Origin of the sequence: Rhabdobacter roseus, assembly GCF_014202275.1 — a bacterium.
In the GTDB taxonomy this organism is placed as follows: Bacteria; Bacteroidota; Bacteroidia; order Cytophagales; family Spirosomataceae; genus Rhabdobacter; species Rhabdobacter roseus.
The window spans coordinates 279,974-302,571 of the sequence record NZ_JACHGF010000001.1 but is presented as its reverse complement, the minus strand read 5'-3'; the positions used below and the strand labels follow the sequence as shown (position 1 = coordinate 302,571).

General features: G+C 52.6%; 18 protein-coding genes. 3 read left to right on the top strand and 15 right to left on the bottom strand.

What is annotated here, in order from left to right; genetic code table 11:
- Positions 1–8: 8 nt before the first annotated feature.
- The 13 genes from HNQ92_RS01215 to HNQ92_RS01155 all read right to left on the bottom strand — a co-directional run bounded on the left by HNQ92_RS01215 (position 9) and on the right by HNQ92_RS01155 (position 17,466).
- Complete coding sequence (locus tag HNQ92_RS01215) at positions 9–506, bottom strand: NADH-quinone oxidoreductase subunit NuoE family protein (RefSeq protein WP_184169692.1); 498 nt, start codon at positions 504–506, stop codon at positions 9–11.
- Between the two features lie 54 nt (positions 507–560).
- A complete protein-coding gene (locus tag HNQ92_RS01210; RefSeq protein ID WP_184169689.1) occupies positions 561–1,790 on the bottom strand; it encodes an NADH-quinone oxidoreductase subunit D in 1,230 nt (409 codons plus the stop codon).
- A 23-nt stretch (positions 1,791–1,813) separates the two neighbouring features.
- Entirely contained in the window at positions 1,814–2,314 is a 501-nt protein-coding gene (locus tag HNQ92_RS01205) for an NADH-quinone oxidoreductase subunit C (RefSeq protein ID WP_184169686.1), read from the bottom strand.
- A gap of 9 nt (positions 2,315–2,323) precedes the next feature.
- Positions 2,324–2,866: an NADH-quinone oxidoreductase subunit B gene (locus HNQ92_RS01200; protein WP_184169683.1), complete on the bottom strand. Its 543-nt coding sequence runs from the start codon at positions 2,864–2,866 to the stop codon at positions 2,324–2,326.
- 47 nt (positions 2,867–2,913) lie between these two features.
- Positions 2,914–3,288, bottom strand: coding sequence for an NADH-quinone oxidoreductase subunit A (locus HNQ92_RS01195; RefSeq protein ID WP_184169680.1), 375 nt, complete (start codon positions 3,286–3,288; stop codon positions 2,914–2,916).
- Between the two features lie 190 nt (positions 3,289–3,478).
- The gene (locus HNQ92_RS01190; RefSeq protein ID WP_246439404.1) at positions 3,479–5,581 is read right to left on the bottom strand and encodes a T9SS type A sorting domain-containing protein; all 2,103 of its coding nucleotides are present in this window, start codon (positions 5,579–5,581) and stop codon (positions 3,479–3,481) included.
- Positions 5,582–5,781: 200 nt separating this feature from the next.
- Positions 5,782–8,940: a T9SS type A sorting domain-containing protein gene (locus HNQ92_RS01185; RefSeq protein ID WP_184169677.1), complete on the bottom strand. Its 3,159-nt coding sequence runs from the start codon at positions 8,938–8,940 to the stop codon at positions 5,782–5,784.
- Positions 8,941–9,022: 82 nt separating this feature from the next.
- The gene (gene obgE, locus HNQ92_RS01180; protein WP_184169674.1) at positions 9,023–10,030 is read right to left on the bottom strand and encodes a GTPase ObgE; all 1,008 of its coding nucleotides are present in this window, start codon (positions 10,028–10,030) and stop codon (positions 9,023–9,025) included.
- A gap of 55 nt (positions 10,031–10,085) precedes the next feature.
- Positions 10,086–10,661, bottom strand: coding sequence for an adenylate kinase (locus tag HNQ92_RS01175; RefSeq protein ID WP_184169671.1), 576 nt, complete (start codon positions 10,659–10,661; stop codon positions 10,086–10,088).
- Between the two features lie 172 nt (positions 10,662–10,833).
- Positions 10,834–13,458, bottom strand: coding sequence for an ABC transporter permease (locus HNQ92_RS01170; protein ID WP_221307353.1), 2,625 nt, complete (start codon positions 13,456–13,458; stop codon positions 10,834–10,836).
- 4 nt (positions 13,459–13,462) lie between these two features.
- Positions 13,463–16,090: an ABC transporter permease gene (locus tag HNQ92_RS01165; RefSeq protein WP_221307352.1), complete on the bottom strand. Its 2,628-nt coding sequence runs from the start codon at positions 16,088–16,090 to the stop codon at positions 13,463–13,465.
- Positions 16,087–16,425, bottom strand: coding sequence for a PadR family transcriptional regulator (locus tag HNQ92_RS01160; RefSeq protein ID WP_184169668.1), 339 nt, complete (start codon positions 16,423–16,425; stop codon positions 16,087–16,089). Before HNQ92_RS01160 ends, HNQ92_RS01165 begins: the two co-directional genes overlap by 4 nt.
- 219 nt (positions 16,426–16,644) lie before the next feature.
- On the bottom strand, positions 16,645–17,466 hold the full coding sequence (locus HNQ92_RS01155; RefSeq protein WP_184169665.1) for a T9SS type A sorting domain-containing protein: 822 nt from the start codon (positions 17,464–17,466) through the stop codon (positions 16,645–16,647).
- A gap of 195 nt (positions 17,467–17,661) precedes the next feature.
- On the opposite strand from HNQ92_RS01155, the gene HNQ92_RS01150 reads away from it, so the two are divergent.
- Entirely contained in the window at positions 17,662–19,491 is a 1,830-nt protein-coding gene (locus HNQ92_RS01150) for a sensor histidine kinase (RefSeq protein WP_184169663.1), read from the top strand.
- A gap of 34 nt (positions 19,492–19,525) precedes the next feature.
- Complete coding sequence (locus HNQ92_RS01145) at positions 19,526–20,215, top strand: response regulator transcription factor (protein ID WP_184169660.1); 690 nt, start codon at positions 19,526–19,528, stop codon at positions 20,213–20,215.
- 196 nt (positions 20,216–20,411) lie between these two features.
- Here HNQ92_RS01145 and HNQ92_RS01140 read toward each other — a convergent pair whose 3' ends face one another.
- Positions 20,412–20,585, bottom strand: coding sequence for a type II toxin-antitoxin system antitoxin (locus HNQ92_RS01140; RefSeq protein ID WP_221307351.1), 174 nt, complete (start codon positions 20,583–20,585; stop codon positions 20,412–20,414).
- 2 nt (positions 20,586–20,587) lie between these two features.
- A complete protein-coding gene (locus tag HNQ92_RS01135) occupies positions 20,588–21,442 on the bottom strand; it encodes an SPFH domain-containing protein (protein WP_184169658.1) in 855 nt (284 codons plus the stop codon).
- A 263-nt stretch (positions 21,443–21,705) separates the two neighbouring features.
- Between HNQ92_RS01135 and HNQ92_RS01130 the strand changes: the two genes are divergently transcribed.
- On the top strand, positions 21,706–22,584 hold the full coding sequence (locus tag HNQ92_RS01130; protein WP_184169655.1) for a UDP-2,3-diacylglucosamine diphosphatase: 879 nt from the start codon (positions 21,706–21,708) through the stop codon (positions 22,582–22,584).
- Positions 22,585–22,598 lie beyond the last annotated feature (14 nt).

Below are 22,598 nucleotides of genomic sequence, written 5' to 3'. Positions count from 1 at the left end.
AGCGGCACTTATTTGCTCAGCTCTTCTACAATCTCGTCGATCCGCTCGTTGGTCAGGTTCATGTAGTACTTTTCCCGAATCTGGAAGACGGGCCCCCAGCCACAGGCGGCCAGACACTCTACTTCTTTAAGGGTAAAGGTACCATCGGGCGTGGTTTCACCCGCCCCAATGCCCAGCTTTTGCTTTAGGTACCCGTACACATCTTCGCCTCCCATGAGACAGCACGGCCCCGTACGGCAGTACTCGATCACGTGCTTGCCCACCGGCTCGAGGTGAAACATGGTATAAAAACTAGCTACCTCGTAGACTTCGATGGGCTGTATAGACAGCAGCCCGGCCACGTAATCCATCACCTCACTACTCAGCCAGCCCCACTGCTCCTGCGCTACGTGAAGCAGTGGCAATAAAGCCGATTTTTGACGTCCCTCGGGATAACGGGCTATGATTTCCCGGGCTTTGGCTAAACGCTCCGGCGTAAAGGCTACGGTATTCGGTGCTTCGGTCATTACTGTATTCAAAAAATAAATCTGCGTCTTATTAATTCGTACATCGGGTATAGGCTAGGCATCCAGCTCTCCGGCAATCACGTTCAGGCTACTCATGATCAGGATCGCATCGGATAAGGTACCTCCCTTGCACATTTCGGGGTAGGCCTGGTAGTAAATAAAGCTGGGCCGCCGGAAATGCAGGCGATAGGGCGTCCGGCCCCCGTCGCTGATTAAATAAAAACCGAGCTCGCCATTGCCCCCTTCTACCGCGTGGTATACCTCGCCAACGGGGGCGTCGATTTCACCCATCACGATCTTGAAATGGTAGATCAGGGCCTCCATATTTCGGTAGACCTCCTTTTTGGGAGGCAAATAGTACTCGGGGGCATCGGCATAGTAGGGTCCTTCGGGCAAATTTTCCAAGGCTTGTTGCACAATGCCAAAGCTCTGCCACATTTCTTCACCCCGGACCATGAAGCGGTCGTACGTATCGCCACTCTGGCCTACAGGAATACTGAATTCAAAATCTTCGTACGAACTATACGGATTCATAACCCGCACGTCGTAGTCCACTCCGGCGGCCCGTAGGTTTGGCCCCGTAAAGCCGTAGCTAAGTGCGCGCTCCGCCGTAATGGGCCCTACGTTGATGGTCCGGTCCATGAAGATCCGGTTCCGGTTGAAGAGGTTTTCAAACTCCCGCAGTACCGGCGGAAAGGTTTTTATGAATTCCCGCAGCTTGCGGATAGCCTCGTTGGAAAGGTCTCGCTCCATACCACCCAGGCGCCCCATGTTGGTCGTGAGGCGCGCGCCACATACTTCTTCGTATATTTCGTAGATCTCCTCCCGCTTCTGCATCAGGTAGAGAAAGCCCGAATAGGCTCCGCTATCTACCCCCAGAATGCCGTTGCAAATGAGGTGGTCGGAGATGCGCGCCAGCTCCATCATGATCACCCGGATGTACTGCGCCCGCTTGGGTACTTCTACGCCCAGGAGTTTCTCTACCGTCATGAGCCAACCAAAATTATTGATCGGCGACGAGCAGTAGTTCATGCGGTCGGTGAGGGTAGTAATCTGGTAGAAAGGGCGCCTTTCGGCAATTTTTTCAAAGGCCCGGTGGATGTACCCGATGGTTTGCTCGCCCGAAACGATCGTTTCGCCGTCCATCTGTAGTATATTCTGAAATATACCGTGCGTAGCCGGGTGAGTGGGTCCCAGGTTAAGGGTAGTTAGCTCACCGACTAGCTCGGGCTGGCCTATCCTGGCCGGGACATTCTTCTGAGGGATTAAATCAATATCAGCCATTACATTGGTCAATTAGAAGTGGGTCATCGCCCAAAAAGAGCGTCGATCTTGTCCTCACGCGTAGCATCCTCGAGCGGGTACTGCCTGCGCATGGGGAAATAGTCCATTTCTTCAATATTCAGAATTCGGGTTAGGTTAGGGTGCCCGTCGAAGATAATACCGAAGAAATCATACGTTTCGCGCTCCATCCAGTTGGCACAGTTATACAGCTCCGTGGCCGTAGGGATGTGCAGGTCGGCTTCGGCCAGAAAGACCTTGATCCGAACCCGAAAGTTCTGAGTGAGGCTGTGCAGGTGGTACACTACCGCAAACTCCCGGCCTGGTTCGTCGGGATAATGTATCCCGGTAAGATCCGTCAAAAAATTAATTCTAAATTTCTCACTATGAAACAGGTAGTTAAGCATGGGCAAGATCTGCTCCCGGGTGGTGGTAAGCGTCAACAGCCCGTAAGGCTCTTCAAAATCATAGACATCATCGCCGAATTTTTTCACTAACTCTTCGGCTACTTCCTGATTACTAAGCATAGAGTAGGGTTATTGAATATTATAGGAAGCCATCAGCTGCGAGTACTGCTCGGAATTACGACGACGCAGGGATTCGTTTCGGGCCAGCTCCTGCACCTGCATCAATCCCTCCAGTACCTGCTCGGGCCGGGGCGGACAGCCCGGCACGTACACATCAACGGGAATGATCCGGTCGATGCCCTGAAGTACACTGTAGGTATCAAAAATACCCCCACTGGACGCGCAGGCACCCATGGCCAGTACCCAACGGGGTTCGGCCATCTGGAGGTATACCTGTTTTACGATGGGGGCCATCTTTTTGGCAATGGTACCCATTACCATCAGTAGGTCTGCCTGCCGGGGCGAAAAGCTTGGCCGCTCCGAGCCAAAACGGGCAATGTCATAATGAGAGCCCATGGTAGCCATAAACTCAATCCCGCAGCAGGATGTAGCAAAAGGCAAGGGCCACAACGAGTGGCTACGGGCCAGCCCAATCACTTGGTCAAACGAAGTAGCAAAGAAACCAGCTCCACTGTGCCCATCGGGGGCCTCCACAATCTTTACAGGTTCCATAATATCTTATAATAATTGAATTAAAAGCGTCAAACAAAAAAAGCAGGCTATTGCTCCCACTCAAGTACCCCTTTCCGGATGATGTAGTAGAAACCGGATAGTAATAAAGCCATAAAGACCAGCATTTCAATAAAACCCAACATGCCCAGGTTTTGGAAATTCACCGCCCAGGGGTACATGAAGATAACCTCTACATCAAACAACACAAAAAGGATCGCTACCAAAAAGTACTTAACCGATATGGGTGTACGGGCGTCCCCTTTTACTTCGATACCGCATTCAAAGGGATCATCTTTCATTTTACTTTTGCGACTGGGACCGATTCGGTGCGTAACGATCATCGTCAATACAATGAAGCCCGCCGCCAGGCCAAACTGAACCACAATGGGTAAAAAATCAGAGGGAAGATAGGTCGTATTCATATACTTACTTCAACGTAATCAACCAAGGAAATGTTTCCTGATTGCTTCTGGTTCCAAACTCTTTAAGAGGTGTAAAATTACTACCTACAAATTTATCAAGCAAATACTGTAATCTATGCTACATCCAGGGAAAAGCCAAAAAAAAGGCCCCTGAATCCAGGAGCCTATCGAAATAATCTTATTCTAGTACTTAATCGATCACGATGCGCTTGGTAATATCCAGGCCCGAGGCTTTGACCCGGACAATGTACATGCCGTTTGGCAAGGTACTTACGTCGATGGTTTGGCGCTGGTTGAGCAAGCCGAAACGTTCCGTTTTGATAACCTCTCCCCGCATCGTGTAGAAGAATACCTCCACATTGGTTAGGTCTTCCCGGGTCTCGATGGCAACTAATCCGTCCCGGTTAGGATTGGGAAACATCACAATGGCGTCGTCTTCCGACAACGCGTAGGTAATAGGGTCGGAGAAAGCCGAATAACAGGTGAGGTTATTAGTACCCAGCGTAAAGACAGTTTTGGCCCGTGCCGCGTAGGTTCCGGACTCAACTACCTTGATGATTTTTGTTTCTGGCTCAAGACGAACGTCCCCTCGCCTCCACTCGTACTTCTCGTTGAGGCCCGTTTCGGTGATGGAAGCACCCAGACTAAAAGGCCCGGACGGCTCAACGACGGGTTTACTGATGGCCGGCCTTACCGTAAGCGTAGCTGCCGCGGAGTTGTCAGAAACACAGCCGAATACATTTTGTGCCTTCACCGTATAAGTACCTGACTGCATTACTGTGGCCGCTCGGCCCACCGCCCCGTTACTCCACGTAAAGAGATCAGGACCACCCGAGGCCGAAAAAGTAAATCCCGCATCGGCACAGGCTTGTTGCTGTCCACCAGGTACGATAGTAGGCGTAGCGGGCTTCACCGAGCTCTCAACGCTAACGCTAGGTCCGATGAGTGCATTGCCATTGGCATCCTTCAATACCGCGCGGTAGGTACCTGGCGTCGTGACGGTAATGGTTCGTCCCGATTGGCCCGACGACCAGTTGTAGGAGCTGTATCCCGCAGGTAGCGTAAGGGATATACTCTGGTTGTTGGTTCCACACGCACTCGTGAGGGCGGGAAGCAAGGCCGGATTGACGGGCGTAATCGTTGAAAAAAAGTTGATATTGAGGCTGGCGTCCCATAGATTAGCCAGGATACGCTGCCCTTCGTTGGTCTGGAAGTGAACGCCGTCGGGCCGGGGTACGTAGGCGTTGTCGGTTTCGGGGCCGGGGTAGGTACTATTGAATGGCGTGTTTAGTACCGCATTTTGTCCTTCAATTACCGCCGCACTCGTTACGGAAGTTCTTTGATTATCATTCTGAGTGCGGGACGTCCGGGCAATGACCCAGTTGATACGCTTACCGGTATCGCTGCTCAGCTTATTGATCAGAAATTGAAGATTCTCCTGATAGGCGCGGGCAGAGGTATTGAGCGGATAGGTGTCGGTTTCGCCCTGCATCCACAAGATGGCCCTGACGCCGAGCTGATGAACATAATGCCGGGTGGAGATAAGCAGATTGGCGTACGGCATCTGAGCCGGATAAGGGAAACCGCCGTATTCGTTATTGGTCGTTTGCCCGTTGGCGCTCTCCGCCCAGTTACGACTCGAAGTACCTTCCCAGGCGGTATTGATAAACAGGATAGGTACATTCAGTTTTTTTGCCAGGAGATCACCCAAAACACCCCAGGCCCAAGCCGTTTGGCCCCTGGGGCCGGGATTGGCGGTAGCATTAAGGTGAGCGAAGGTAGGCGCTGGCGGATCAAATAAGGAGTTAACCGTATTGTCGTACACGATGTAGTTGACGCGGTCGTCGGCAGCACCGGGGCCCGGATGATCCCTCAGCCCCTGCGCATTGGACTGTCCGGCTAGCACAAAAACCTCACCAACTCCCATGCGTGGTACTACGTCCCGCCCTACTTCGGTATTATTCAAAGTACCCCGAACTTCCAGCGTGTACCAGCCTCCCTGCAACCGCAAGGTACCTAAAAATACTCCTCCTTTCGGACTGCTATCCAATACGGCCCAGTTTGTGCTTATGCCCTGGCCGGGAATCACCGGAACGGCCCTCACCTCTACTTTATCGATCGGCTGGGAAAAAGTACCCGTGATCGAAAAGGTAGCCAGCCCGGTAACGTCACGCTGGTACACGGAGCGATCTGTGGGAGAGGCAATCTTAATTTGCGCACTAGCTGCCAAAGGCACTAGCATAGCCAACAGCCACACGCTAAAAAAAACATTGAAAGTAGATCTATGCTGCATTAGAATCACAGAAAGTATGAGAAAGTCTTAATATAACTAAGCGGGTTCGATCATGAGAGCAAACCAACTCACTTTGCTTACCTGAAGTACGAGGGCTTTACTTCAACGGCCATTATTGCCAGAGTGCAAATTTAGTAAGAATATTTTGGGTTGAGGCATCTATTTATCGTTTACTTTTCTTGGGCACGCAGGCGTGTGTGTTAGTGATTTAGGATTACCTTTTGAACCGCCCCAAAACTACCGGATTGGATACGGATCAGGTACATGCCATTGGAGTGCCTCGACAAGTCTATGAACACCCGATCGTTGAACAGCGGTACCGCAAGCGTTTGAATAAGCACGCCCCGAAGGTCATATACCTGGATGGTGGCATTCACCAGATCATCCAGGGTTTCGACGGTAAATTTTCCATCGTAGCTCGGGTTAGGGAAAATACTAATTCCGCCGTTATCGCTTTCGACCTCAAAGCGGTACAACTCCGAATCGTCGGAAACGCACGTCAATACAGCACTATACTGAACACTTTCCTTTACTACGTAGCCGCCCGTTTGCCGTACCTTTATTTGCGGTGTGTTTTCAGAAAGTACCTGCCCTTCGCGGCGCCATTCAAAATGGCCGTTCGTAACGTCGGTATCGGCCAGCAAAGTGTAGGTACCTACCTGCATGATAACGGGCTTGCTCGGCCGCGGTTTGGCATCTACTTTAATAAGGGAAGAGTAGGGAGAAAAACAACCATTGGTTCCTTGCACCCGGACCGCGTAGTTACCCGATTCGCTCACAATCAGGGAAGCCCCTTGGGACTCATTATTCCAGAAAAAAATACCATTGCCACTTGCCTGCAGCGCTACGTTGCTACCCACACAAAAGTCAGTAGGCCCCAGGGCGGTCACCGTTGGGGTGGCGGGCAAAGGCAACACGGTAAGCGTAATACTCTGAGAAACATCCGAAAGGCAACCGAACTCACTCCGGGTCCGTACGCTGTATACGCCTGCCTGGTTGGTGTTGATTTCCCGGCTGGATTGCCCGTTGTTCCACACATAACCTGGCGCCTCGCTCGACCGAAGCGCCAGCGTGTAGTCGGCACAGAAGGTAGTAGGGCCACCGGCAGTAATGGTGGGTGTAGCTGGTAATGGGTTAACGACCACCTTCACCGGCGTTGAAGCCGGAGAGGTGCAGCCGTTGTAATCCCGCACGGTCAGGGAATAGTCGCCGGAAACGCGAATCTCAAGCTCCCTTCCGCTGCTGCCGTTGCTCCATTGGTAGTAAGGTGCTTCGCTGGCTCGCAGTACCGTATAGTCCCGATCACAGAAAGTGGTAGGGCGCAGCGGCTCTATACGAGGAACGGAGGGTAGTGGATTGACCTGCACCCCAACGAAATCAGAAACCGATTCACAGCCATTTCCATCCCTTACGCCTACCCGGTACTGGCCCGACTGGCTCACCGTGATGGATTGCTCCGTAGCGTTGGTGGACCAGGTATTGCCCGAGGGGTAGTTGGAGGTAAGCGTTACTCGTTCTCCCTCGCAGATCGTGGTGGAACTGCTGGTAGAAATAACTGGCTTGGCAGGCAGCGGATTCACCCGAACCGCCACGGGGTCGGATTCCGGCGAAGCACAACCATTGCCGTCTACTTCCCGTACGCGATAATCGCCACTGCTTCGAATCTGAATCGAGCCGCCTTCCTGGGCATTGGACCATACGCTCCTTCCGGAGGTACTTGATTGCAGTGTTACCTCTCCGCCCTCGCAAAAGGTAGTAGCGCCCACCGCCGTAATACTGGGTTTGCCCGGTGGCGGGGTACTATGTACCCCTACTGAGACCGACGCGGAAGCCTCACAGCCGTAGACGCTCCGGAGGTGTACGGAATAGTTTCCGGCCTGGCTTACCGTAATCCGTTCTCCGAATTGCCCCGTACTCCACTGCGCGTCGCTTGGCGTAGAAACAACCAGCGTTAGGGTACTTCCCTGGCAAATAGGGTTCTGACCTTCCTGGCTAATAAAAGGAGTAGGTGGAATGGCTTCCTGGGGTACATTCACGGTAGGCGAGAAAAGAAAATTACCGGCCTGGTCGCGCACGCGAGCTCGGTACGTACCGGGCCCCACGTTGATCGTCGAGGATGATTGTCCGTTATTCCAGCTTATTGACGTATAGGCGTTGCCATCCAAAGACAGCGCAATCGCATTATTCCCGACGCAGCTAGCACGCACGGTGGGCAGGGGTAGTGCCTTGTAAGGCTCCGAGCGCGCAAAAAAATCATCGTTCAGACTGTTGTTCCAGGCATCGGCCAGATCTGTGAGCCCTGACCCCTGGATATGAACGCCGTCGGGGCGAGGTACCTGAATCTGATCGACGTCCGGTCCGTAAAACAAGTTGGAAATGGACGTTACGGCGTCATTCTGGCCTTTAATTACCTGGGCGTCCGTTCCCCGCTGGTTGTCGTAGGAACAGCGAGCAATTACCCACGACAGGTTCCGCCCCGATTCGTTACGGCTTTGGTTAATAATGCTACGCAGATCGTTGAGGTAAGACCCTGAACTCGTATTGGCGAAGTTGTCCGCTTCCCCCTGTAACCAAAGTACCCCTCGGATGCCCGTCATGGGTACGTAGTACTGCATCACCAGGCGCAAGTTGGCGTAGGGCATGCCGCTGGGCGTGAAAGCCTCGCCGTTGTAGATGGAATAAGCCGTGCCATTGATGCTCTGCTGCCAGTTCCGGATCGACGTGCCGTACCAGCCTGCGTTGTAGAACATGATGGGCACGCCCAGCTTATTAGCCAGGTGATCCCCCAGCCGCCCCCAGGCCCAGGCCGAGTTGCCCCGGGGCGAAAGGTACGAGTCCGAGTTTAGGTGCGTAAATTCCGGGTACGGTAGCTCGCTGCCGGAGCCATTATTGTTATAATGATGAATGCAATTGACCCGGTCATCGTTGGCACCCGGCCCCCCGTAGTTGAAGTACCCCTGTGCGTTGGACTGGCCCGCAATCAGGAACACTTCCCCGATACCCAGGCGGGAGAGGGTCGTGCTGCCAACCAGGTTGCCGTCTTTCCAGCCGCGTACTTCCATTTCGTACCAACCGCCCATCCAGTCCACCTGCCCGCGGTACTGCCCTCCCTGCGGATTGTTCTCGATGGTAATCCAGTCCGAAGTACCTCCCCCGTTGATGGCCCGTAGCTGTACTTCGACCCGGTCTACGCTTTTGGTGTAGTTGCCGGCAATGTATACCGTGGCCGAGTTGTTTTTATCTCGTTGCAGGACGGTTCGGTTGAGGGGGAAAGTAATTGATATTTGCGCCAGCACTGCTACGCCGCAACCCATATAAATAACCGATGTAACCAATAAAGCGCGTACAAAGTACTTCATGCAGTCTTCTGATTCGACAAATCAAAAACAAACCTTAAAGTTTACATACCCTGTTCCTTAAAACAATTTTCGGGCTGAAAAATTAGTAAACGGATAACGGCTCGTTGAGCGCTTTCCATATCAAATCTTTCAATTGTTCTAATCCTTCTTGGGCAATTGCAGAAATAAATACGTGGGGTACGTTCGGGGGGAGTTGTTGCGTTACGTCTTTACGTCCATCTTCGTCCAGAAGATCGGCTTTGGAGACGGCCAACAGGCGTTGCTTGTCCAGCAGAGAGGGATTGTACTCTCGCAGTTCGTTAAGCAGGGTTTCATATTCGGCGTTCAGGTCTTCGCTGTTGGCCGGAACCAGAAATAAAAGCAGAGAGTTTCGTTCAATGTGCCTTAAAAACCGCAGTCCCAGGCCTTTGCCGTGCGCGGCTCCCTCAATGATGCCGGGGATGTCGGCCATGATAAAGGAGCGGTAGTCGCGGTAAGCTACTACGCCTAAGTTGGGCACCAGGGTAGTAAAGGGGTAGTCGGCAATGGCCGGCTTGGCGGCAGAAACCACCGAGAGCAGGGTCGATTTACCCGCGTTGGGAAATCCCACCAAGCCTACGTCGGCCAGCACTTTCAGTTCCAGAATTATCCAGGATTCCAGCCCCGGCTCTCCCGGCTGGGCGTACTGGGGCGTTTGTTTGGTAGACGTTTTGAAGTGATCGTTGCCAAGTCCACCGCGCCCTCCGGGCAGGATAATGACCTCCTGGCCGTCTTCCGTAATTTCGGTGAGCTGATGGCCCGTTTCGGCGTCTTTGGCAATAGTACCTAAAGGTACCTCCAGGATAATGTCTTTACCCTGAGCTCCTTTCCGGCGTCCGCCTTCACCGGCCACGCCGGGTTCGGCTTTGACGTGCTTGGTGTATTTCAGGTGCAGCAGGGTCCAGAGCTGGGCATTCCCTCTCAGAATTACGTGCCCGCCGCGTCCGCCATCACCACCGTCAGGCCCACCTTTGTCCACGTATTTCTCGCGACGAAAATGGACCGACCCTGGCCCTCCGGCCCCGGAGCGCGCGTTGATCTTTACGTAATCTATAAAATTAGATGATGCCATCCCTTCTCCCTGGTTAACGAGTGTTGATTATGGTGTGTTTGGTACGTCTTGCTACTTAAGCCTCTTTTTCAATAGCCTGGCAAATCTCCTGGAAAATAGTGTCTATTTCGCCAATTCCGCCGATGGCTACAAATTTACCCTGTTCGCGGTAATACTCCGCTACCGGGGTGGTTTTATTATTATATTCCTGGATTCGCTTGCTGATGAGCGTTTCGTTCTGGTCATCGGGGCGTCCGGAGGTTTGGCCACGCAGCAGCAGGCGCTTCACCAACTCCTCATCGTCCACCACCAGGGCTACCATCACCGTAATTTCCTCGTCGTACGAGCGGAGGAGGGTATCCAGTGCTTCGGCTTGCTTCACGGTACGCGGGAAGCCATCAAAAATGAACCCGGCGGCCTCTCGATTTTCCCGCAATTTATTATCGATCATGCCAATTACAACCTCGTCGGGCACCAGGATTCCCTGGTCCATCAGCTCTTTTGCTTTTAACCCTAGCTCGGTACCCGCTTTGATCTCGGAGCGAAGCAAGTCGCCCGTCGATAGGTGTACAAGCTGGTATTTCTCAATAATTTTTTCACTTTGGGTACCTTTCCCCGCGCCCGGAGGGCCAAAAAGTACAAGATTGAGCATGGTAGCGTCGTAAATTAGGTGCCTGAGTAGTTGTTTTTGCGTTAAACGGACAAATTTACAATTCTTCGGGTACACCTGGTTATTTTCCTGCTTTTTTAACGCAAAAACTCCCCGCCGGACTAGCCAGACGGGAAGTTTTTACCTGATTCAGGCGTACTTAGGCCGCCAGGTCCTATTCATTCCGCAAGCTTTTGACCGGATTCATCAGGGCGGCTCGGATGCTTTGGAAGCTGACGGTCAATAAGGCTATTCCCAGTGCTAGTGCCGAGGCTAATAGGAAGTACCACCATTCAATCTCAACGCGGTAGGCAAAAGTATGCAGGAGTTTTTGCCCTAACCAGAATGAAAGAGGCAGGCCAAGGAGAAGAGCTAGTAATACCAGCTTCAAAAAACTACCTGAAAGCAACATAGCGATGCTCCGCGCAGTGGCACCAAGTACCTTCCGAATACCGATTTCCTTGGTGCGCTGCTTGGTTACCATCGAGATGAGCCCGAATATACCCGCGCAGGCCGTCAGGATCGCAATGAGCGTGACAAAGCTGGCCATTTGCCAAATGCTATCAAAAGGCCGGTACGCTTTGGCCACTTCGTCTTTGAGATAAAAGTACCCCAAGGACCGCCGGGCCGGTATTTTTTTGAAACGCGCCTCCAGGTTATGGATCAGGGTCGGACCTTTTGACTCATCGACGAGGCGTACGGTCAGAAAACTACTGAGTTGTTGTTTTCCACTATACCAGTGCAGAAGCGGCTCAACGCGCTCGGACAGATTTTGGTAATGGAAATCCTTCGTTACCCCAATCACGGTATAGACTTGTGGATCGTTATTCTGTCGCAACTGCTTGCCTACGGCAGTAGTCCAGCCGAAAGCCTTTCTGGCCGCTTCGTTAATCACCACAGAATGGTTGGCCGAGTCGGCCGAGGTATCCGAAAAACCGCGGCCTTCTACCAAGGGGATACGATACGTCTCAAAATAGCCCGCCGGGGCACTTACGTGTCGTAGCCTTATTTTTTGAGCTTCGGCTCCTTCAGGAAAATAGGTGTTGAAATTATGCCAATACTGGACGGGCGTAAGCTCAGAGGCACAAAATGAAACTACATTTGGATTCTGACGTAGTTCATCCAGAATCACCCTTCCCTCCGAAAGTGCTACGGTTTCGTCCCGATAGGCCAAATCTGTTTTAAAAACCAATACCTGGTTTTTATTATACCCCAGCTCGGCCGTTTTCATGAATTGTAGTTGCTGACGCATGCCAATCGTTTCTACGATCAGCACCACGGCCAACGTAAATTGCACTACGATCAGGCTATTTTGGCGCAAACGGCCCCGGTAAGGGCCGTTTGAAAGTTTGCCCTTTACGGCTTCCGTAATTTTTAGTCCCAAAAGGTAGTAGGCGGGGTAGGTACCCGCTATGAGCGCCACGGTGAAGGTCACTCCCAGGACGGTCAGTAGCGTGGGATAATCATGGGCCAGCGAAATATCCAACTGCATATTTCCATCGCGCAGTTGATTAAAAGCGGGTATCAGGTAGTAGATCGCACATAGCAGCGCCAGCAGCACCGAAATGAGCATGATGATGCCTGTCTCCATCCAGAATTGCCTCAAAATTGAACCTTTATTAGCCCCAACTACCCGCCGTACTGCTACTTCTTTAAGCCGCGGTATCGCTGCGGCTACGTTGAGATTAATAAAATTGATGCTGATGATCACTAATAAAAACAGGGCAATGGCAATCGCTCCATAAATGAGGCCTTTGAAGGTAGGATTTCGGTCATGAATGTAGTTTCTGTAAGGTTTCAAATGGAGCTGTACGTGTTGTGATTCGGGCGGGAAGTGCGTTTTGACCAACGTGGACAGCTTCGCTTCCAGGGCCTCGCTACGGGTACCTTCTTTCAGCACCATAAACGCATTAGAAAATGTATTGTACCAGTCGGCGCTTTCCTTAAATTCGGGCAAGTGGGCAAGTACCTCCGTACGCATCAACACCTCAAATTGCTGCGAAGAATTGGCAGGTACTTTATCCAGAACGCCCGTCACGTTGAACTGGAGCGTGTCGTCAAGCGTAACTACCTTCCCTACGGGATCAAGATCTCCAAAAAGGCTTCTTGCTACCCGCTCACTTAGTACCACGGCGTTTCTGTCTTTAAACGCAGTAGCGGGATCGCCATACTTAAGCGCAAAGCTGAATACCTGAAAAAAGGAGGAGTCCACGAAGAAGGTACTTTCCTGAATATTTTTATCCTGGTAATGAATCCAGGGCGAGTACCACGACTGCACATGTGTCCCGGTTTCGATTTCCGGATAGTCTTTCAGGAGTTGGCGCACGAGGGGAAATACCGTACTACTGTATTTCTGCCCGTTAGACTCGGTCTGGATGTAATACAGCCGATCGCCGTTTTGGTGGAAGGCATCCCACGTAAGGCATTTTTGGGCAAAGAGTATAAGTACCACTACACATCCTATCCCAACTGACATCCCAAATAGATTAATAGCCGAAAAAAGCCGGTTTTTCCAAAGACTTCTGAGCGCAATTTTGAAATGATTTCTGAACATACTTGGGTGAAGGAAAAAAGGTGGTCGGTCGTATTCCTCTTTATGTTTTCGCCGCCGCACCAGGGGCGGCAGCACCGACAGCACCCCGAGCAGGTACCTGAGCGCGGCTCGCCGCTTCCCGCGGCGGTACCAGTAGGCGTAGAGCTCCTCTAAATCACCCTCGACCTCTTCCAGGGTATCTTCGGGGTGCAGCCGGGCTAGGAGCCAGCGCGCCCAGGGCGGTGGGGTAGGTACCTGGGGAGTCATTAAGCTATTCGCTACGCAGGCTTTTGACCGGATTCATCAGGGCCGCTCGGATGCTTTGGAAGCTCACTGTCAGCAGCGTAATCAGCAGGGCTCCGATGGCCGATACTACAAAGACCCACCACGAAATAGTAACCCGATAATCGTAGCCTTGTAGCCAGTCATTGAGATAATAGTAGGCAATGGGAGTAGCGATCACACAGGAAAACAACACTAGTAGCGCGAAATCTTTAGTCAATAACTGCCAGAGATTGAGAACGCTGGCTCCCAACACCTTGCGAATGCCGATTTCTTTGGTACGTTGCTCGGCTACAAAGCTTGCCATGCCAAAAATACCCAGACTGGAGATAAGTATAGCCAGTACCGCGAAATAGGCCGATAGCTTCCCGATTCGTTCTTCAGAGGCGAATTTGCTGCCGTACTGCTGGTCGACAAATTGATAATGAAATGGTACGTTAGGGACATACTTCCGCCAAATTTGCTCAATCTGGACGACGGACTGGCTCGGGCTTTTCGCAGGGTTCAGGCGGAGCGTCAGATTCTGTAAGTTGTCTGAGTTTATATGATACAGCGAAGGGCGAACCGGATAAAAAGGCGATTCGGCCATAATATCGCTCACGACGCCAATGATGGTGTAGGGTTCACCTTCCCATTTCAGGATTTTGCCGACAGGATTCTTGAATCCGAGAAATTGCTTCATGGCTTCATTGATAATAAAAGCCGATGAATCGGTGGCAAAGTCGCGCGAGAAGTCGCGTCCTTCTTTCACTTTCCAGCCTATGGTTTTGCCCCATTCGTAGGTCACATTGGAGTTAGGGAAATCAACGGCCAGGCCAGGGTCTTTTCCCTCCCAGTCAAAACCGCCGTTGGTATTCCATATCCCCGTCAGCGGGCTGTTCGAGGCCGCCATTTCTTCGATAGCCCCAACCGATTTCAGTTCAGCTCTGAATGCCTCGTAATGGTCTTTTATTTCTTTCTCCACCCCCATGTTGATCAGCCCGCTCCGGTTATAGCCAATGGGCCGGTTTTTGGCGTGCTGGATTTGTTGATACACGATGATGGTCCCGATAATCAAAACAATGGAAACGGTAAACTGCACCACTACCAACGCCTTACGGGGAATAGCGGCCCACTTCCCCACCCGAAAAGTACCCTTTAGCACACTCAACGGCTGAAACGAAGACAAATAAAAGGCTGGATAACTCCCCGCTAACAGGCCGGTAATAGCAATAAAAAGTAGGCAGATGAACCAGAATAGAGGATTTTCCCAAAGAAACTCGATTTTCTTGTCGGCCACCTCATTGAAAGGGGGAAGTAAGAGTAACACCAGCAAAACAGAAACAAGGAACGCCAGAAAAACCACTAAATACGACTCGGCAAAAAACTGATTGACCAGCTGCGACCGTACCGAACCCACCGCCTTGCGAATACCCACTTCTTTGGCGCGTTTTTCGCTACGGGCCGTGGCCAGGTTCATGAAGTTGATACAGGCCAGGATCAATACAAAGACGCCAATGATGCCAAACATCCAGACGTACTTGATTTGTCCACCGGTATTCACTCCGTTTTTAAATTCGTTGTAAAGCTCCCAGTTGCTCATAGGGTGCAGAAAAACCACCCATTTGTATTTAGCCTCCTCCTTACCTACGTTGTCAAGTTTTACGTTTTTGATTCGTTTCGAGGCCTCGTTCATCGCTACTTTATCCGCTACCTGCACAAAGGTTTGGCTAAAGTTACTGCCCCAGGGATTCGTCATCGTTTTGGCCCAGGGATTATCAATCAGCCACAACGACCACGGCATGATCACTTTTACATTTCGAAAAGACGTATTATAGGGCAAGTCTTCATAAACCCCGGTCACTTTGACATCGTATTTTCTACCTACTTTTAAAGATTTACCTACCACATCCATTTCGCCAAACAACGATCTGGCCACCGACTCCGACAGCATGATTGAGTAAGGATCTTTGAGACCGGCATACGTCCCCTCGAGCATTCGGAGGCCAAGCATAGCCGGGCCATCGGGTTCAAAGTAGATGCCTTCCTTCGTGACGTGGTTATCGCCCATGGACAATACATACGAGCCGGGCCAGGATGCCTGGACTACATACTTGAAATTGCTCCCGTATTTTTCCCTAATCTCGGGACCCATCAGGGCAGGATTTGCCACCTGCGATTCGACCTTGCCATTAAACGTTGCGTGTTGCATGACCTGGGCAATGCGGTCGTAATTTGAATGGTACTGATTGAACGACAGCTCGTCATAAACCCAAAGTCCAATGAGCATCGCCACGGCCATGGCCGTTCCCAGACCAAAAATGTTGATAAACGAATACCCCTTTTGTTTAATGAGGTTTCGATAAGCAATTTTGAAATAATTCCGAATCATCGTAGGATGCAGGTTTGAAGGTGGTTGGTAGTAGTCTTCTTTGCGTTTTCGCCGCCGCACCAGGGGTGGCAGCACCGACAGCACCCCGAGCAGGTACCTGAACGTGGCCCGCCGCTCCCCGCGCCGGTACCAGTAGGCGTAGAGCTCTTCCAGATCGCCCTCGACTTCCTCCAGGGTATCTTCGGGGTGCAGCCGGATGAGCAGCCAGCGCGCCCAGCGCGGCGGGGTAGGTACCTGAGCACTCATGCGCCGCTTACTTTTAGGGAAGTGGGAGGTACCATTTGCCACAGTTGGCTCCGCTGTTGCTGGATCTCCTGCAAAGTGCGACTGCCGTAGGCGGTAATGGAAAACAGCCGCTTCCGCCTGCCGCCCCGCTCGGCGGTAGCGCCACCCAGCTCGGAGCGGACGAAACCTTTTTCTTCCAGACGAATGAGCGTGTTGTGTACCGTCCCAAAGGTGACGCTCCGGCCCGTCTGTTGCTCGATTTCCTGGGTCACGGTGACGCCGTAGGCTTCGCCGTTCAGGATGGCGACCATCAGTAGGACAAGCTCTTCAAATTCGCCCAGGTAGGTTCGGCGCATGGTCGTACTAGATTAGTTTACATTTTGTCGTACAAATATGCAGCCAAGTACCTATAGGTACCCATATGGCTCTGAATAAGGGTTTTACTACTGTTAAATTGTTCAAAAATGAACGCCTGCTGTCCGTTTTTGAACAGCGTACTTGCTTCCGCCGTAGACAAAAAAATGGCCCGAAACGCCAAGTCGTTTCGGGCCAAGGTACTTTGAGGTTACAAGCACTTACTTTTCGGCGGGGATCACCACCCGCTGCACGGCGCCGTCGTCTTTTTGGGTGACGGTCACGAACAAGGTACCCGTCGTATTTTTTTTGAGCTCCACCTGGCCCACAAAGTTGCCGCTGAAGTCTTTGATCTCTTTTTTACCTACCTCTTTTCCTTTGGTGTCCGTCACGGTGATGGTGACGTCGCCCGGCTCGGGTACACTGAACCGCACGTTCAAGGTACCGTTGTCGGGGTTGTTCGGGTACACGTTCAGCGAACGTACGCTGGCTGCCTTGTAGCCCTCATGGCCCCAAATAAGCCCCCCCACGCGGTCGCCGGCTCGCTCAATGTCGCGCATCAGGATTCGCATCTGCGGCTGTATTTCGGTCTGAAGTCGACGGGCTTCTGCCTGAGCGCGGCGTAACTCGCCTTTCCGTTGCTCGCTGTCAAAATCAAACCGAAAGTGATCTTTATCGTTCCGCCAGCTAAATACCACGGGCTCCTCAGAATTCCGGAGGAGGGCGTCGGAGCGGCGGCTCTCCCGAATCACCACGTTCCCACTGCCGTCCTCTACCAGGATGGTGACCTGGCGGGGGCCTTTCGTCCCCAGGGAGTCCAGTACTTTGTCCATAAATTCCTTGCGCTCACCGTCGGCCAGCGGCTCTATTTCGTAGCTGCGCTCTACCTCTTCCAGCTTTCCGTCTTTGTTTTCCGACACCTTCACGCGCACGGTCGTTTTTTTATTTTCGTTCTTGGACTGCGCGTAGGTACCTGAGCTCATCAGCAAACCGGCCAGCAGCGGCAGGCAAAAAAGGATGGGGCGGTAACATGTGTTTTTCATAGCCATTTTTTCGTTTAACTTAGTAGTATTCTGGTTCATAAAAGTACTTGCTTTGCTAGATTGCAGGGTGTTAAAATTTGTTAAAAACCCGGAGAGGTACTTTCCGGGACGTACTTTTGTGTTACTATTTTTGATAAAAACCCTGTGCTAACAGACGTGAGTAAGGAAAGGAGTGTTGCATCGTACCCAAAGAAAATGACAAAAAGGAAGATACAAATTATTGTTGGACTCATGTGCGTGGCCCTGATCGGGCTGATCGGATTTCAGTGGTACTGGATCCGGGAGGCGATTGCCATCCGGAACGAGCAGTTCAACCATAAAGTGGCGGAGTCGGTGCAGTCGGTGGTACATCGGCTGGAAAAGCAGGAGATGATGTACCTACTCCAGCAACGCATCGAAGCCGAGCAGCAGCAAGCCAAGCTGAACCAGATCGCGCAGGTGCGCGAGAAACCCAAGCCAGCCCAAAAAGTACCCCCAGCGCCGGTACGAGAACCCGCTACGCCCGTAGCCCAGGTACCTTCCAACGTAGAGATTACCCTCGGCCCCCACGGCGAGGTACGCTATCAGTTTTACGCCGAAGTGGCCCCTTCGGACGTACTTAGTCCCAACTTCCGGGTTATGGTAGACCACCAGCAGCGCATCATCGACGAGTTTTTTCAGGCCCAGCGCTTTGGCATAGCGGGCATGGATGAGTTCATGCGCCGCCGCCTGGAGGAAGAAAAAAAGCTGGGCAGCGCCTTTCAGGAAGCTTTAACCGAGCAGCAAACGGCCCCAGCCGGGCAGGCCCCTGCACCCCGCAGCAAAAGTACCTCTTCTAAAAAAGCAGTCGCTGCGCCGCCGGTTGCTGCGGAGGAGCTTCCTGTTGCTCAAGGTACCCCCTCAACCTCGCTGGCGCGGGCGGACCTGCTGCGGGAGGTAATGAAGGATCTGATGTACACCCAGCGGCCCATCAAGGAACGCGTCAATCGCTTTTTGCTGGATTCGCTGCTGCGCAAAGAGCTCGCTCAAAATGGCATTACGCTCTCCTATGAGTTTGCCGTACGGGGCCAGACGGGCCGCGATCTGGTTTTTTCCACCGCCGAGCACCAAACTACCGACTGGGAGCAGCGCGCCTACAAAGCTTCGCTTTTTCCCAGCGAAATGCTGAGCGGCAACAACTTGCTCTATGTGTACTTCCCCGACCAGCGGCAGTACATCCTGCGAGCCATGTCTACCATGTTGGCGGGTTCGGCGGTGTTGGTGCTGGTAATTCTGGCGTGCTTTTACCTGGCCGTGACGACCATCCTGCGCCAGAAGAAACTCTCCGACATCAAGAACGACTTCATCAACAACATGACGCACGAGTTCAAGACGCCCATCTCGACCATTGCGCTGGCTACCGAAATGGCCCAGGAAAATACCTCCGTGGTACCCAGTCCCGACACGGCCACCCGCCTGAACCGCTACCTGGGGATAATCAAAGAAGAAAACCGGCGGCTGGGTACGCACGTCGAAAAGGTACTTCAGATGGCCCTGCTGGATCGCGGTGAAGTAAAACTCAAGCCAAGCGCGGTCAATATTCACGACCTGATCGGGAAGGTACTCAATAACCTGAGCGTGCAGATTGAACAAAAGCAGGGAGAAGTAGAGCTGGAATTTGAAGCCGACCAGGAAATGATCTACGGCGATGAGGTACATCTTTCCAATGTACTTTATAATCTCCTGGACAACGCCATCAAGTACTCGCCCGAAAAGCTGCACCTGACCATCCGAACCCATAACGACGCCAACGGCCTTCAACTTGACGTGGCCGACCAGGGCCTGGGCATGAGCCGCGAACAGCTGGGCCGTATTTTTGATAAATTTTACCGGGTACCTACCGGCAACCGCCACGACGTAAAAGGCTTCGGACTCGGGCTGAGCTACGTCAAAAAAATGGCCGAAGCGCACGGGGGGAGCATTGGGGTAAAAAGCCAGCCGGGGCAGGGAAGTACCTTTAGCTTGTGGCTACCAGTACTGGTGGAGGAAGAAAAATCTGTATCTTAAAACCTAAAGGCCCTGGACGGTCCACACTCAACCTATGCCAAAGCTCTTACTCGTAGAAGACGACGCCAACCTGGGCGTGTTGTTGCAGGAATACCTCATCTACAAAGGGTACCCCACCGACCTCGCCACCGACGGCCAGCAAGGATGGCAGTACTTCGTCGACGGCCAGTACGACCTTTGCATTTTTGACGTCATGATGCCCAAGAAAGATGGCTTTTCGCTGGCCAAGGAAGTACGGATGAGTGGCTACGGACACGAAGTACCCATCATTTTCCTGACGGCGAAGTCCATGAAGGAGGATACCATTCAGGGCTTCCGGGTCGGGGCCGACGACTACGTGACCAAGCCCTTCGACCGCGAGGAGCTCCTGCTGCGCATTGAGGCCATTTTGCGGCGCTACCGCCGCCAGCCCGAGGCCGCCGAGGAATCCAACGTGTACCAGGTAGGTACTTATACCTTCGACTACCAGCACCAGCAGCTCAGCCGTAACGGCGATACGACCCGCCTCACCAGCAAGGAGTCCGAGCTGCTCAGGCTTTTTTGCCAAAACCTCAACCAGCCCATCAGCCGCAGCTTTGCACTTAAAATGATCTGGGGCGACGACTCCTACTTCAACGCCCGCAGCATGGATGTGTACATTACCAAGCTCCGCAAACACCTCCGCGGCGACGACTCCATCCAGATCATGAACCTCCACGGTGAAGGCTTCAAGCTGATAGCCTAAGCGGGCCGGGCGGCCAAGTACCTCCCGCCCCGCTTAGAAGCTGTTTGAGTTATTAATTTGATGGCGAAACGAAGGATTTTCGAGCGAAACGAGGCACTTTTTCGGCGCGTAGCCGGAGGCTACGGAACGGAAAAGTAACGAGGTTGTAGCCGAAAAGACAACGTTGCAGCTTAAAGAAACTAACTCAAACAGCTTCTTAGGCTCCTTCTTCCGGCGCTTTGCCCCGTCCGCGCTTCCGCTTTTTGAGCGCCTCGCTCAGCAGGTACTCGATCTGCCCGTTCACACTACGGAAATCTTCCTGTGCCCAGGCCTCAAGTTCTTTCAGCATAGCCGGGCTCACCCGCAGTACAAACGCTTTCTTTTCGGCCATAATCAGGGGTAAAGGGTACCGGCGTTGACAATGGGTGCCGCCGCCTTATCACTACACAACACGACCAATAAATTACTCACCATGGCCGCCTTGCGCTCTTCGTCGAGCTGTACAATGCCCTTGGCCGAAAGTTGCGCCAGGGCCATGTCTACCATACCCACGGCACCGTCCACGATCTGCCGCCGCGCTGCTACCACCGCGCTGGCCTGCTGCCGCTGGAGCATGGCACCAGCTATTTCGGAGGCGTAGGCCAGGTGGCTGATGCGCGCCTCAAGTACCTCCACGCCCGCCCGGCTGAGGCGCTCGGTAAGCTCGGCCTCCAGCATTTCGTTGATCTTCCCGCTGCCGTCGCGCAGGGTTACCTCGTCAGGTACTTCTTCGTCCATGGTATCGTAGGCATAAATACCCGCCAGGTGCCGCACGGCTGCTTCCGACTGGATCTCGACGTACTTCAGGTAGTCGTCTACCTCAAAGAACGCCTTGGCCGAATCGCCCACGCGCCATACCACTACGGCCGCGATCTCGATGGGGTTGCCCAGCTTATCGTTTACCTTTAATTTTTGTCCGTTCAGGTTGCGCGCCCGCAGGCTCACCTTCCGCCGCCGAAAGAGCGGATTCACCCAGCGCAGTCCGTTCTGGCGCATGGTACCCATGTAGTCGCCAAAGAAGATGGCCACAATAGCTTCGTTGGGATTGATGACCGACAGGCCGATCAGAACAAAAAAACCGATCAGTCCTGAAAGTACCCCTACAAAGATCTGCTGAAGGCTCACCAGGTATGCTCCAGCTCCCAGCAACAGCAGGCCCAGGGCTAAAAACAAGTAGCCCGATTGCGAACGTAGTTCTTTTTCTTTCATGTTATGTCAAATATAAGTGATAGTAAATTGATATCACAATACTATAACTTATTCTGCTTTCTCGCTCCCATTTTCGGATCAATAGTAGCTAGGCCCGGACGATCGGCTCGCAGCTCGGAAGAATGGTTCCTACTCCTAAAAAAGCCAATTTTTTCTTTTTATTACCTCAATGTTAATCGCCAAGGTACCTGCGGGCATTTTTCTTCATTTGTCGTTAATCCCTGATTAACAAGTAAGTAATAAAAAAGACTCTTTTTTGTACTATGAAAGAAACTACCCACTTCCGTACCATCGTTATCTCGGATCTGCACCTGGGCACCAGCGGCTGCAAGGCCCGGGAAGTGACCAACTTCCTGAAGTATTACAAGTGCAAGAAGCTTATCCTGAATGGCGATATTATCGACGGCTGGCAGCTAAAAAAATACGGTACCTGGAAGCGGAAGCACACGGGCTTCTTTAAAGTGATGCTGAAAATGATCGACGACCACCAAACGAAGGTGATCTACCTGCGCGGTAACCACGACGACTTCCTGGATCAAATCATGCCCCTGAAGCTGGGAAAGCACTTTCAGATCCGGAAAGACTACATCCTGAAGTCGGGCACGCGCCGCTTCTACATTACCCACGGCGACGTCTTCGACTCGGTTACGACGCAGCTCAAGTGGCTGGCCTACCTGGGCGACGTAGGCTATACGTTTTTATTGTGGGTGAATAAGCTCTACAACGGCTACCGCGCCTGGCGCGGGCTGCCGTACTACTCGCTCTCACAGAAGATCAAGCAGCGGGTCAAGATGGCGGTGAGCTACATTTCTGATTTCGAAGAAAAACTCACGGAGCTGGCCCGCTCGCGCCACTGCGACGGCATTATCTGCGGGCACATTCACCAGCCCGCCATCCGCGAGATCGACGGCATCACGTACATGAACTCCGGCGACTGGGTGGAGTCCATGAGTGCGCTGGTAGAAGACCACGAAGGTACCTGGAGCCTGCTCTACTACAACGAGGCCGACCACCAGGAAGACGTCCCCGAGCAGGAACCCACCATTTCCGAATTTTTTGGTCGGAAAGAGCGTCTCGTCGCGTTCCGGGCCGATACGCCCGGCCTTGCTCCCGACCCCATCCGAAAATCCGCCGGTCTCTGACCGCTTCTTTTACG